The 11677-nt window shown below is 68.0% G+C and carries 12 protein-coding genes; 2 read left to right on the forward strand and 10 right to left on the reverse strand.

The features are described 5' to 3' along the window. Nucleotides 1–209: 209 nt before the first annotated feature. From rseP to FOY91_RS18615, 10 genes are all read right to left on the reverse strand, one after another. Nucleotides 210–1343 carry an RIP metalloprotease RseP gene (rseP, locus tag FOY91_RS18570; protein WP_145155112.1) on the reverse strand — a complete coding sequence of 378 codons (1134 nt, stop codon included), beginning with the start codon at nt 1341–1343 and terminating at the stop codon, nt 210–212. Beyond that, nucleotides 1340–2506, reverse strand: coding sequence for a 1-deoxy-D-xylulose-5-phosphate reductoisomerase (locus tag FOY91_RS18575; protein WP_203234628.1), 1167 nt, complete (start codon nt 2504–2506; stop codon nt 1340–1342). Before FOY91_RS18575 ends, rseP begins: the two co-directional genes overlap by 4 nt. A 4-nt stretch (nt 2507–2510) precedes the next feature. Continuing rightward, nucleotides 2511–3314, reverse strand: a complete 804-nt coding sequence (locus FOY91_RS18580) for a phosphatidate cytidylyltransferase (protein ID WP_275266048.1) — start codon at nt 3312–3314, stop codon at nt 2511–2513. After that, nucleotides 3311–4057, reverse strand: coding sequence for an isoprenyl transferase (locus tag FOY91_RS18585; RefSeq protein ID WP_145155116.1), 747 nt, complete (start codon nt 4055–4057; stop codon nt 3311–3313). Before FOY91_RS18585 ends, FOY91_RS18580 begins: the two co-directional genes overlap by 4 nt. Then, nucleotides 4054–4611, reverse strand: coding sequence for a ribosome recycling factor (gene frr / locus FOY91_RS18590; protein WP_145155118.1), 558 nt, complete (start codon nt 4609–4611; stop codon nt 4054–4056). Before frr ends, FOY91_RS18585 begins: the two co-directional genes overlap by 4 nt. 4 nt (nt 4612–4615) lie before the next feature. Then, the gene (pyrH, locus tag FOY91_RS18595; RefSeq protein ID WP_145155120.1) at nt 4616–5347 is read right to left on the reverse strand and encodes a UMP kinase; all 732 of its coding nucleotides are present in this window, start codon (nt 5345–5347) and stop codon (nt 4616–4618) included. Nucleotides 5348–5451: 104 nt separating this feature from the next. Continuing rightward, on the reverse strand, nt 5452–6381 hold the full coding sequence (tsf, locus tag FOY91_RS18600) for a translation elongation factor Ts (RefSeq protein WP_145155122.1): 930 nt from the start codon (nt 6379–6381) through the stop codon (nt 5452–5454). A gap of 81 nt (nt 6382–6462) precedes the next feature. Continuing rightward, the gene (rpsB, locus tag FOY91_RS18605) at nt 6463–7218 is read right to left on the reverse strand and encodes a 30S ribosomal protein S2 (protein ID WP_145155123.1); all 756 of its coding nucleotides are present in this window, start codon (nt 7216–7218) and stop codon (nt 6463–6465) included. A gap of 397 nt (nt 7219–7615) precedes the next feature. Beyond that, entirely contained in the window at nt 7616–8431 is an 816-nt protein-coding gene (locus tag FOY91_RS18610; RefSeq protein ID WP_145155134.1) for a CDP-alcohol phosphatidyltransferase family protein, read from the reverse strand. A gap of 20 nt (nt 8432–8451) precedes the next feature. Further along, nucleotides 8452–9186, reverse strand: a complete 735-nt coding sequence (locus FOY91_RS18615) for a phosphatidylserine decarboxylase (RefSeq protein ID WP_145155125.1) — start codon at nt 9184–9186, stop codon at nt 8452–8454. A 164-nt stretch (nt 9187–9350) separates the two neighbouring features. On the opposite strand from FOY91_RS18615, the gene FOY91_RS18620 reads away from it, so the two are divergent. Both FOY91_RS18620 and FOY91_RS18625 read left to right on the forward strand, forming a co-directional pair. Beyond that, nucleotides 9351–10565 (forward strand): NADP-dependent isocitrate dehydrogenase, encoded by a 1215-nt coding sequence (locus tag FOY91_RS18620; protein WP_145155127.1) that lies wholly within the window; start codon nt 9351–9353, stop codon nt 10563–10565. Nucleotides 10566–10632: 67 nt separating this feature from the next. After that, entirely contained in the window at nt 10633–11646 is a 1014-nt protein-coding gene (locus FOY91_RS18625) for a GSCFA domain-containing protein (protein ID WP_145155129.1), read from the forward strand. The last annotated feature ends 31 nt before the right edge of the window (nt 11647–11677 follow it).

Below are 11677 nucleotides of genomic sequence, written 5' to 3' on the forward strand. Positions count from 1 at the left end.
GCGCGCGGCGGATCGCGCGGGCGCGCCCTGGGCGAACCCCGGCGCGGACGCGCTGGCGAGGATCGTGCCGACCAGCAGCGCCGAAGCGAGCCTCGCGCTGGCGGGGGTGCCGCCGATCTGTCCGGTCATCACTGTCACGCGTACACGTCCCCGCATCAAAACCAAAGTTCGGTAGAGTAAATCGCGCTTCCGCCCCTGCCCGATCGGGGTCAGCCGATCAAGCCGGCAAGCCCGGCCCACAGGCCGAGCGAGGCAAGATCGTTGAACGTCACGAACAGCATGAAGGCAAGCAGCAGCGCGAGGCCGGACCGGAACGCCCATTCCTGCACGACCGGATTGAGCGGCCGGCGGCGGACCCCCTCCAGTGCGTAGAAAAACAGGTGGCCGCCATCCAGCAGAGGGATTGGCAGAAGATTTATGAAGCCCAGATTAATCGATATCATCGCCATGAACTCGACGAAGGGCAGCCAGCCCAGCGTCACCGTCTGCCCGGAGAACTTGGCGATCTGGAGCGGCCCGCCCAACTCCGCCACCGATCGCCGGCCCGTGATGATCTGGCCCAGCGTGCTGACCATGGCGACCACGATATCGCGGGTATGCTTCACCGCCGCGCCCAGCACTTGCCCCGCCGGCAGCGGCTGGATGATCGGCGCGGGCGAGCCGACGCCGAGGCGGCCGATCTCGAACCTGTTGCCGAAGCGGTCCTCCTGCTTCTCGCGATCGGGCACCACCGTGAGGTGGATCTGCCGCGCGCCGCGATACACGTCCATCCGCAGCGGCTCGCCGGGGCGGATGCGGACGATCGGGGCGATGTCCTCGAAACGGTCGACGCCCTGCCGGGCGATCATCGTCACGCGATCACCGGGCAGGATGCCGGCCTTCTCGGCGGCGGACCCGGCCACCACCGAGGCGACGACGTTGGGCGTTCGCGGCTCGCCGTAGCTGGCGAAGAAAGCGGCGAACACGAGGATGGCGAAGGCGAAGTTGGTCGCCGGCCCGGCCGCCACGATGATGAACCGCTGCCACAGCGGCTTGGCCTGGAAGGTCCGCGCCTTCTCCGCCGGCGGCAACGCCTGCCAAGCCGGGTCGGGCGTGCTGGCCGGGCTCATGTCGCCGGCGAACTTCACGTAGCCGCCCAGCGGCATCCAGCCGATCTTCCAGCGGGTGCCGCGCTTGTCCGTCCAGCCGACCACCTCGCGGCCGAAGCCGATCGAGAACGCATCGGCCTTCACCCCGAAGGCGCGGCCGGCGAAATAATGACCCAGTTCGTGAACGAAGATCAGCGGGCCGATGACGAGGAAGAAGCTCGCGACCGTCAGCAGAAAGCCCGGGGTTTCGATCACGCCGCCTTCACCTCCATGATAGTGCCGGCGACGATGCGGGCCTCGCCATCCACCGCGATCACCGCATCGAGAGACTCGGGCGCGGGCGGGTCATAGCGCGACAGCGTCTCAGCCACGATTGCGGCGATATCGAGGAAGCCGATGCGCCCGCCGAGGAAAGCGGCGACCGCCACCTCGTTGGCCGCGTTCAGCACCGCCGGCCGCGCCCCGCCCGCCTCGATCGCGTCGCGCGCCAGTTTCAGCGCGGGGAAGCGATCGGTATCGGGCGCCTCGAAGTCGAACCGGGCCACCTTGGCGAAATCGAGCCGTTCCACCGGCGCTTTCATCCGTCGGGGCCAGGCGAGCGCATGGGCGATCGGGGTGCGCATGTCCGGCGTGCCGAGCTGCGCCAGGATCGAGCCGTCGACATATTCCACCATCGAGTGGATCACGGATTGCGGGTGGACGAGGATCTCGATCCGGTCGAGGCCCACGGGGAACAGGTGGTGCGCCTCGATCAGCTCCAGCCCCTTGTTCATCATCGTCGCCGAATCGACCGAGATCTTGGCCCCCATCGACCAGTTCGGATGCTTCACCGCGCGCGCCGGGGTGACGCCCGCCATCTCCGCACGGGTGAAGGTGCGGAACGGGCCGCCGCTGGCCGTCAAGATGATGCGGCTGACATGGTCGGGCGCCGCATGATCGAAGCACTGAAAGATCGCGTTATGCTCGGAATCGACCGGCAGCAGCGTGGCGCCGTGGCGGCGGCCGGCGTCCATCGCCAGCGCGCCCGCAGAGACCAGCGCCTCCTTGTTGGCGAGCGCCACGGTGCCGCCCGCCGCCAGCGCCGCCATCACCGGGCGCAGGCCGGCGCAGCCGACGATCGCGGCCATCGTCCAGTCCGCCCCGCGGCCCGCCGCCTCCTCGATAGCGGGCGCGCCGGCGGCGGTGGTCGTGTTGCTGCCGGCCAGCGCCTCGGCCAGTTGCGCGCCCAGCGTCGCATCGCCGATCACCGCATGCGCGGCGCGGGTGCGGCGGGCGGCGGCGACGAGGCCCGGGACGTCGGTCTGCGCCGTCAGCGCCTCGACACGGAAGCTCTCCGGCTCGCGCTCGATCAGGTCCAGCGTGGAGGTCCCGACCGAGCCGGTCGCACCGAGGATGGTCACGCTCTTCATGCCAGCCACACGTTCATGCCAGCCACCCCATCGCGGCGGCGAAACCGATCAATGTCGCCACCGGCACCACGCCATCCAGCCGGTCCAGCGCGCCGCCGTGGCCGGGCAGCAGCCGGCCGCTGTCCTTTACGCCCGCCTTGCGCTTCAGCCAGCTCTCGAACAGGTCACCAATCTGCGCCAATACCGCCATCGGCGCGCCGAGCACGATCAGCGCCCGCGGCAACCCGGCCGATAGCGCGATCACCGCGCCGGCCAGCAACGCCGCCACCACGCCGCCGCCCAGCCCGGCCCATGTCTTGTTCGGGCTGAGGCCCGGCGCCAGCTTCGGCCCGCCGATCGCGCGGCCGGAGAAATAGGCGCCGATGTCGGTCGCCCACACGATCGCCAGCGTCCACAGCGTCAGCGCAAGCCCATGCGGCTGCGCGCGCAGGAACAGCAGCCCGAACACCGGCAGCCCGGCATAGAGCAGCCCCGCCCCCAGCCGCCCACTCCGCCCGATCGCCGCGACTGCGATCGCGAGCGCCAGCAGCAGCGCCAGCGCCGCCTCGCTCGCGCCGTTCACCAGCGGCGACGCCACCAGCAGCGCGAAACCGAAGGCGGCGAGGCTGAGGCCGATCGCCAGCCGGCTCGCCCGCATCAGCCCGGCCCACTCGGCCAGCATCAGCAGCGCGGCCGCACTCGCCAGCAGCCAGAACGCGACACCCCCCAGCGCCAGTGCGACGAGCGCGACCGCAATCATCGCCGCGCCCGCCAGCGCGCGCGTCGCCAGATCGGAACGGCGCCGCGCCGGGGCCGCGCCGGGAACGTGCGCCTTCACAGGCCGCCGTAACGGCGGTTGCGCCGCCCGAAATCCGCCACCGCATCGGCCAGTGCCGCCGCGCCGAAATCAGGCCACAGCGTGTCGACGAACAGCAGTTCGGCATAGGCCGCCTGCCACAGCAGGAAATTCGACAGCCGCCGCTCGCCCGAGGTGCGGATCAGCAGGTCCAGCGGCGGCAGCGCGGCGGTATCGAGCCGGTCCTCGATCATCGCGGCGTCGATCGTCACCGGATCGATCGTGCCCCCCGCCGCCGCGACGGCCAGTTGCCGCGCGACGCGGGCGATCTCGTCCTGCCCGCCGTAGTTCAGCGCGATCACCAGCGTCAGCCGTTCGTTGCGTGCGGTGCGGGTGCAGGCATCCTCCAGCATCGTCACCAGATCGCGATCGAACCGGGTGATATCGCCGATGATACGCAGCTTCACGCCGTTGCGGGCCAGCGAGTCCAGTTCGTCGCGGATGTAGCGCCGCAGCAACCCCATCAGGTCGGCGATCTCGGCCGCCGGCCGCCGCCAGTTCTCGGAAGAGAAGGCATAGAGCGTCAGCACGCCGATGCCCATCTCGCCCGCCGCCTCCACGGTGGCGCGCACCGCTTCCACGCCCTTGCGGTGACCGGCGACGCGCGGCAGATGGCGCTTCTTGGCCCAGCGGCCGTTGCCGTCCATGATGATCGCGACATGGCGCGGCACCACCCCGGCACCGCCTGCCGGAACACCCGCCGGGCTGGCCGAGGCCGCGTTCACTTGCCGAGGATTTCCTTTTCCTTGGCGGCGGCGGCGGCATCGATGTCGGCGATGGTCGCGTCGGTGAGCTTCTGCACCTCGGTTTCGTGGCGCTTGCGCTCGTCCTCGCTGACGACGCCCTTCTTCTCGTCGGTCTTCAGGCTGTCGTTGCCGTCGCGCCGCACGTTGCGCGCCGCGATCCGCGCCTTTTCGGCATATTGGCTGGCGAGCTTGGCCAGTTCCTTGCGGCGCTCCTCGGTCAGGTCCGGGATCGGCAGGCGCAGCGTGGTGCCGTCCACGATCGGGTTGAGGCCGAGGCCCGCCGAGCGGATCGCCTTGTCCACCGGGCCGACGTTCGCCTTGTCCCACACCTGCACCGAGATCAGGCGCGGTTCCGGCACGCTGACCGTGGCGACCTGGGTGATCGGCATGTTGGCGCCATAGACGGTGACGGTCACCGGATCGAGCAGCGAGGTGCTCGCGCGGCCGGTCCGCAGGCCGACCAGATCATTCTTCAGCGATTCCACCGCGCCGGCCATGCGACGTTCGAGATCGGCCTTGTTGTAGGCGGCCATCGGCTCAACTCCCCTGGTTCTGCACGATCGTGGCGGTGCCGCCACCCGCCAGCACGCGGGCCATGTTGCCCTGCTCGCGGATATTGAACACGACGATCGGAATGTTGTTGTCGCGACACAGCGCCACCGCGCTGGCGTCCATCACCTTCAGGTCGTCCGAAAGGACGCGGTTGAAGCTGACGCTGTCGTAGCGGGTGGCGGTCGGATCCTTCTTCGGATCGGCGCTGTACACCCCGTCCACCGAGGTGCCCTTGAACACCGCGTCGCAGCCCATCTCGGCCGCGCGCAACGCGGCGGTGCTGTCGGTGGTGAAGAACGGGTTGCCGGTGCCGGCGGCGAAGATGACGATCCGGCCCTTTTCCATGTGGCGCGCGGCGCGGCGGCGGATGAACGGCTCGCACACGGTGTTCATCGGGATCGCCGACTGCACCCGCGTCTCGACGCCGATCTGCTCCAGCGCGTTCTGCACCGCCAGCGCGTTCATCACCGTCGCCAGCATACCCATGTAATCGGCGCTGGTGCGATCGAAGCCGCGCGCGGCAGCCGCCAGCCCGCGAAAGATGTTGCCGCCGCCCACGACGAGGCAAAGCTCGTGCCCCTCCTTCACCGCCGCGATCTCGCCGGCGACGCGCGCCACGGTATCGGGGTCGATGCCGAACTGGCCGGGGCCCATCAGCACCTCGCCCGACAGCTTCAGCAGGATACGGTTGAAGCGCGGACGAGAAGGCGCGGTCATGGAATTCCGTCGAATAAAAGAGGGAGCGGCGCGCACCTTAGTGGGGGTGCGCGCCGCTGCCAAGCCGCTCCTCGCGGGATCGGCGATGCGATCGGTCGTCCGGCTCAGCCGGCGACGGCGGCCGCCACCTCGGCGGCGAAATCGCTTTCCTTCTTCTCGATGCCCTCGCCCAGCTGGAAGCGGACATAGTCGGTCAGCGTGATCGGGCTGCCGGCTTCCCTGGCGGCGGCGGCGATCACGTCCTGCACCGGGGTCTTGCCGTCCATCACGAACGCCTGGGTGAGCAGGCCATTCTCCTTGCGGAACTTGTCGACCGGACCCTTGATGATCTTCTCCGCGACTTCCGGCGGCTTGCCGACGATCTTGTCGGCGGCCTTCTCGCGCGCGATCGCGGCTTCACGCTCGATCACGGCCGGGTCGATCGCATCGCCCGACATCGCCAGCGGCGCGGCGGCGGCGATGTGCATCGCCAGCTGCTTGCCCAGCGCCTCGAGCTTGTCCGCCGGTGCGGCGCTCTCGAGGCCGACGAGCACGCCGATCTTGCCGAGGCCGGGGCCGGCGGCGTTGTGGACGTAGGAGACGACCGCGCCCTGCGACACCTCGATGCTCCGGGCACGGCGCAGCGCCTGATTCTCGCCGATGGTGGCGATGTTGGCGGTCAGCTTGTCGCCCAGCGTGCCGCCCTCGGGATGCTGCGAGGCGGCGAGCGCGTCGATGTCCGCGCCGGTCGTCAGCGCCAGTTCGGCTGCCGCCTTCACGAAGCCCTGGAACTGGTCGTTCTTGGCGACGAAGTCCGTCTCGGAGTTCACCTCGACGACCGCGCCCTTGCTGCCCTTCACGGCCACGCCGACGAGGCCTTCGGCGGCCTGACGGCCGGCCTTCTTGGCGGCGGCGGCGAGGCCCTTGGTGCGCAGCCAGTCGATCGCCGCCTCGATGTCGCCGTTGGTTTCGCCGAGCGCCTTCTTGCAGTCCATCATGCCAGCGCCACTCACGTCGCGCAGCTGCTTCACGGTCGCCGCAGTCACTTCCGCCATGGGGTGTATCCTTTCATGGTCTCAAAAACGAGACGGGGCGACTTTCGCCGCCCCGTCCGAACCTATCTCGACAGGCAGCGATCAGGCGCTGACGGCTTCTTCCGCCGGCGGCTCCATCATCGCGCCCAGATCCTCGCCGCGCGCCGCGCGACCGCCCTGGGTGCCGCGCGTCGCCGCTTCGGCCACCGCATCGCAGTACAGGCGGATGGCGCGGGCCGCGTCGTCGTTTGCCGGCACCGGGAAGGCGATGCCATCCGGGCTGACGTTGGAGTCGAGGATCGCGACGACGGGGATGCCGAGCGTGTTGGCTTCCTTGATCGCCAGCTCTTCCTTGTTCGCGTCGATCACGAACATCACGTCGGGAATGCCGCCCATGTCGCGGATGCCGCCCAGCGACATCTCGAACTTGTCGCGCTCGCGGGTGAGCTGCAGCACTTCCTTCTTGGTGAGGCCTGCGGTGTCGCCCGACAGCTGCTCCTCAAGCGTCTTGAAGCGCTTGATCGACCCGGAAATGGTCTTCCAGTTGGTCAGCATCCCGCCGAGCCAGCGGTGGTTGACGTAATGCTGGCCGGAGCGGCGCGCGGCCTCCGCGATCGGCTCCTGCGCCTGGCGCTTAGTGCCGACGAACAGGACCTTGCCGCCGTGGCTGACGGACTGCGAGACGAAATCGAGCGCGCGCGCCATCAGCGGCACGGTCTGCGACAGGTCGATGATGTGGACGCCGTTACGCTCGCCGAAGATGTAAGGCTTCATCTTCGGGTTCCAGCGGTGGGTCTGGTGGCCGAAATGCGCGCCGGCATCCAGCAATTCGTGCATCGAGACGGTAGGGGCCGCCATAGGATATTCTCCTTCCGGTTGAACCTCTCCGGGGCAGTGACCGCTCGGGTAAGCGGCACCGGGCTATGCGCCCCGGATGTGGAATGGGGCCGCGCCTATCCGCTTTCGCCCGCAAGATCAAGACTTGACGCCTGAGCCACTGCGGAACATACAGAGAACATGGAACCGCGACAGGTTACCAAGGTTTTAACGAGCTGAACCAGAAGGTTGCGGCTCGGGCTTGCGAGCAGAAGGGTTGCCGAAATGCTGCATATTGTCTCGACGATGATGTTTCTGGGTGCCGGAATGTTCTCCTTCGCCCTGATCGCCGCAATGTTGATCGATCATTCTCCGGCTATCGCCCGCGCTCTTGGCCTTCACGCCACCCCGCTGCCGCTGCCGGCCCAGGTGGCCCGGGTCAGAGTGTTGCGGAGCCCGCGTCTGGCGCCGATGTCACCCGTTCGGACACGCGCTGCCGCCTGACCCTTGCGTAGCTTTTGATCCCGAACGGCATCGCGATCAGGTAGGCGATCGAAATCGCCGTCAACGTCACCCACGGAATCGACAGCATCGCGCCACTGATGAGCGCGATGCCGGCCAGCAACTCGAAGCGGATGTGGCGACGAAGCCGCAGTGACGACCAGCTGAAGGTCGGCACGCTCGAGATCATCAGGAAAGCGATGAACGCCATCCACGGCGCCACGAGAGCGCCGTTGCGGGCCACGTCCGCCACCGGCCCCGTCCCCTTGAAGATCAGCGACACATATAGCGGCAGCATCGTCAGCCCGGCGCCGGTCGGTGCGGGGATGCCGGTGAGGAAGCCGGCCGATTTGTGCGGCTGCTGGCTGGCATCGATCTGGGCGTTGAACCGTGCGAGCCGAAGCGCGCAGCATGCCGCATGGCCCAGCGCGAAGATCCAGCCGAATCGCTGCCCCGCCTCGCCGAGATATTGCAGCGACCAGAGATACAGGATGATCGCGGGCGACACCCCGAATGCGATCACGTCGGACAGCGAATCAAGTTCGGCGCCGAACCGACTCTCGCCCTTGAGCAGGCGGGCGATGCGCCCGTCCAGCCCGTCGAGCACCCCGGCCATGATGACCGCGCCTGCAGCCATGCCGAAGTTGCCCTCCACGGCGAACAGGATACCCGTCAGCCCGGAGCACAGCGCCAGCGTGGTGACGGCATTGGGCGCGAGCGCGCGCAGCGGTATGCCCCGCCGGGCGGCGCGCATCGACCGGTCGTCAGACCCGCTCAAAGCGCCATGCCTTCGACCCGTTCGTCGTCGCCGAGGCGGGCGAGGATCGTCTCGCCCGCGATGGCGCGCTGACCGAGCGCGATGCGCGGCGCGGTGCCGGCCGGCAGATACACGTCCACCCGGCTGCCGAATCGGATCAGGCCGATGCGCTGCCCGCCGGCGACCATGTCCCCCGGCTTCACGAACGGTACGATCCGCCGGGCGACCAGACCGGCAATCTGGGTGAACCCGATTCGCGTGCCGTCGTTCGCCTCGACGAGGATATGCTGCCGCTCGTTCTCCTCGGACGCCTTGTCGAGGTCGGCGTTGAGGAACTTGCCCGAGATATACACCACCCGCCGGATCGTGCCGGCGATCGGCGTGCGGTTGATGTGGACATCGAACACCGACATGAAGATCGACACGCGTGTCATCGGCGCATCGCCGAGGCCGTCCGGCCCGGCCATCTCGCGCGGCGGCGGCACGGTGACGATCATCGTCACCAGCCCGTCCGCCGGCGCCACGATAAAGCCGGCCCCGCGCGGGAACGTGCGGATCGGATCACGGAAGAACGCCAGCACCCAGACCGTGACCCCCGCCATGGGCCATGCCAGCGTCTCCCACGCCATCCAGGCGAAGAAGACGGTGATGGCGGCAGCGATCAGCGCGAACTTGCGCCCTTCGGGATGCACGGCCGGGAAACGCCACTTTACCGTGGACGTGCCGAGGTCAGGTTTTTCAAGCGAGGTCATGGCCCCTGTGTAGGGTCAGCGACGGGCACTGACAATCGGATGCGGCACCGCGGCAGGCCATTTGACGCGGCAACTTCCCCCCGCCCTGTCTTCCGGCGTTGATCCGCGCGCCGGCTTTGCCTAGGACGCACGCAACTTTCATTCCTACCGGAGGCGCCGCGCCCATGGCCAAGATCAAGGTGAACACCCCGCTCGTCGAGCTCGACGGCGACGAGATGACCCGGATCATCTGGCAGTGGATCCGCGAGAAGCTGATCCTGCCCTACCTGGATATCGATCTGATCTACTTCGATCTCTCCGTCGAAAAGCGCGACGAGACGGACGACCAGATCACCATCGATTCGGCCAAGGCGATCCAGAAGTACGGCGTCGGCGTGAAGTGCGCCACGATCACGCCGGACGAGCAGCGGGTCGAGGAGTTCAAGCTCAAGAAGATGTGGAAGTCGCCGAACGGCACGATCCGCAACATCCTAGGCGGCGTCGTTTTCCGCGAGCCGATCGTCATCAAGAACGTGCCCCGGCTGGTGCCGGGCTGGACGGACCCGATCGTCGTCGGCCGCCACGCGTTCGGCGACCAGTATCGCGCCACCGACTTCCTCGTCCCCGGCCCCGGCAAGCTGCGGATGGTGTGGGAAGGCGAGGACGGCCAGGTCATCGAGCATGAGGTGTTCAACTACCCGGACGCCGGCGTCGCGATGGGCATGTACAACCTCGACGAATCGATCCGCGATTTCGCCCGCGCCAGCATGAACTACGCCTATGATCGCGGGTGGCCGCTGTATCTTTCCACCAAGAACACGATCCTGAAGGCCTATGACGGCCGCTTCAAGGACCTGTTCCAGGAGATCTTCGACGCCGAATTCAAGGACAAGTTCAAGGCGCGCAACATCGTCTACGAGCATCGCCTGATCGACGACATGGTCGCCTCCGCGCTCAAGTGGAGCGGCAAGTTCGTCTGGGCCTGCAAGAACTACGACGGTGACGTGCAGTCCGACACCGTGGCGCAGGGCTTCGGCTCGCTCGGCCTGATGACCTCGGTGCTGATGTCCCCGGACGGCAAGACCATCGAGGCGGAGGCCGCGCACGGCACCGTGACGCGCCACTACCGGATGCACCAGCAGGGCAAGTCCACCTCGACCAACCCGATCGCCTCCATCTTCGCATGGACGCAGGGACTGATGTTCCGCGGCAAGTTCGACAACACGCCCGACGTGGTGAAGTTCGCCGAGACGCTGGAGCGGGTCTGCATCGAAACGGTGGAGCAGGGCGGCATGACCAAGGATCTGGCGATCCTGATCGGGCCGGACCAGCCTTGGATGACGACCGAGCAGTTCTTCGAGCAGATCCGCGTGAACCTCGAAAAGAAGATGGCAATCTGACCGATCCGCCGCCCGCCCGCCCGACGCCGGGCGGGCGGGCGGCGCCGGAACCGGGCGGGAGAATGCGATGCTGACGGTGGCGCAGGCACTGGCCAACACCCGCTCGAATACCTTGCGACGCTGGCATTCCGGCCCGGACACCGGCACGCGCGGCACCGACCCCGCGGATGCCAGCAACCGCATCTTCGATGGATATGCCGATATCCGTCCGACCTACGATGGCCCGCGGTTCGCCGCCGCCACCCCCGTGTTCGCCATGGGATCCTGCTTCGCGCGGGAAATCGAACATGCGTTGAGCGCGCGCGGCGGCAACGTCATCAGCATCGACGACCGGATCGAGCGCCCCGAATTCGAGGATGCCGGCGGCAAGGTGCGCACCACCTTCTTCCACCGCTACACCCCGACCGCGATGGCGCAGGAATTCCGCTGGCCGTTCGGCCGGCAGGACGGGTGGAGCGAGGACGCGCTGATCTTCGCCGCGGCCGCCGGTAACGACGTGGATCTCAATTACGCTGCCGTTGCCGCCGACAACACGCCCGAGGCCGTGGCCCTGCGGCGGGGGGTGGCCGGCGCGCTGGTGCGCAAGCTGGTCGATGCGCGGATCATCATCGTCACACTCGGGCTGACCGAAGGGTGGGTCCACCTGCCCACCGGGCTTGCCGTCAATGCGATGTCCCCCCGCATGCTCAAGGCCCGCCCGGAGGAGTTCGCCCTCAGCCAGATCGACTATCCGACGGTGATCGCGTCCCTGCAGGGCATTCTGGACCTCATCGAGGCCGAACATGCGGACGGCGATTTCCAGTTGTTCGTCACGGTGTCGCCGGTGCCGTTCCAGTCCACCTTTTCCCGCGAGGATATCGTCGAGGCCAACCTCACCTCCAAATCCACGCTGCGTGCCGCCGCCGTCGCCTTCGTACGCGAGCACGAGCGGGTGCATTATTTCCCGAGCTACGAGCTGGTCACCTACACCAGCCCCGATCTCGCGTGGCGGCCGGACCGGGTGCATGTGAACCCCGGCATGGTGAAGCACATCATGAACCGCTTCATCGACACGGTGTACGAACCCGCCGCCTTCGGCTGAGCTTTCTCCGCCGGCGCCCCCCGCCCCCGGA

It is taken from the genome of Alterirhizorhabdus solaris (genome assembly GCF_007785815.1).
Taxonomy (GTDB): Bacteria; Pseudomonadota; Alphaproteobacteria; order Sphingomonadales; family Sphingomonadaceae; genus Alterirhizorhabdus; species Alterirhizorhabdus solaris.

Excerpts from the sequence above, each read along its gene's own strand:
- FOY91_RS18610 (WP_145155134.1), bottom strand. The coding sequence starts at position 8,431 with ATGCGCGCCGCCCGGCGGGGCATACCGCTGCGCGCGCTCGCGCCCAAT.
- FOY91_RS18620 (WP_145155127.1), top strand. The coding sequence starts at position 9,351 with ATGGCCAAGATCAAGGTGAACACCCCGCTCGTCGAGCTCGACGGCGAC.
- FOY91_RS18625 (WP_145155129.1), top strand. The coding sequence starts at position 10,633 with ATGCTGACGGTGGCGCAGGCACTGGCCAACACCCGCTCGAATACCTTG.
- FOY91_RS18615 (WP_145155125.1), bottom strand. The coding sequence starts at position 9,186 with ATGACCTCGCTTGAAAAACCTGACCTCGGCACGTCCACGGTAAAGTGG.
- pyrH (WP_145155120.1), bottom strand. The coding sequence starts at position 5,347 with ATGACCGCGCCTTCTCGTCCGCGCTTCAACCGTATCCTGCTGAAGCTG.
- frr (WP_145155118.1), bottom strand. The coding sequence starts at position 4,611 with ATGGCCGCCTACAACAAGGCCGATCTCGAACGTCGCATGGCCGGCGCG.
- tsf (WP_145155122.1), bottom strand. The coding sequence starts at position 6,381 with ATGGCGGAAGTGACTGCGGCGACCGTGAAGCAGCTGCGCGACGTGAGT.
- rpsB (WP_145155123.1), bottom strand. The coding sequence starts at position 7,218 with ATGGCGGCCCCTACCGTCTCGATGCACGAATTGCTGGATGCCGGCGCG.